Genomic DNA, 769 nt, shown 5'->3' with positions numbered 1-769 from the left:
AAAACCACTTGGGTGTTGTATGGTTAAGCCTCACGGGTAATTAGTATTGGTTAGCTCAATGCCTCGCAGCACTTCCACACCCAACCTATCAACGTTGTAGTCTCCAACGACCCTTTAGGGAGCTTAAAGCTCCAGTGAGAACTCATCTCAAAGCCTGCTTCCCGCTTAGATGCTTTCAGCGGTTATCAGTTCCGAACGTAGCTACCGGGCAATGCTATTGGCATAACAACCCGAACACCAGCGGTTCGTCCACTCCGGTCCTCTCGTACTAGGAGCAGCCCTCTTCAATTCTCAAACGCCCACGGCAGATAGGGACCGAACTGTCTCACGACGTTCTAAACCCAGCTCGCGTACCACTTTAAATGGCGAACAGCCATACCCTTGGGACCGACTTCAGCCCCAGGATGTGATGAGCCGACATCGAGGTGCCAAACACCGCCGTCGATATGAACTCTTGGGCGGTATCAGCCTGTTATCCCCGGAGTACCTTTTATCCGTTGAGCGATGGCCCTTCCATACAGAACCACCGGATCACTATGACCTACTTTCGTACCTGCTCGACGTGTCTGTCTCGCAGTTAAGCTGGCTTATGCCATTGCACTAACCGTACGATGTCCGACCGTACTTAGCCAACCTTCGTGCTCCTCCGTTACTCTTTGGGAGGAGACCGCCCCAGTCAAACTACCCACCAGACAGTGTCCCCAAGCCCGATAAGGGCCCTAGGTTAGAACATCACGCATACAAGGGTGGTATTTCAAGGTTGGCTCCA

At 52.7% G+C, this 769-nt stretch carries 1 rRNA gene; it reads right to left on the bottom strand.

Annotated elements, in window-relative coordinates:
• Positions 1 to 19 precede the first annotated feature (19 nt).
• Positions 20 to 769, bottom strand: a 23S ribosomal RNA gene (locus B0169_RS19045); the annotation flags it as partial.

Origin of the sequence: Cognaticolwellia aestuarii (genome assembly GCF_002000025.1) — a bacterium.
Classification (GTDB): domain Bacteria; phylum Pseudomonadota; class Gammaproteobacteria; order Enterobacterales; family Alteromonadaceae; genus Cognaticolwellia; species Cognaticolwellia aestuarii.
The sequence above is the reverse complement of the archived record's forward strand: the minus strand, read 5'-3'. Positions and strand labels throughout refer to the sequence as shown.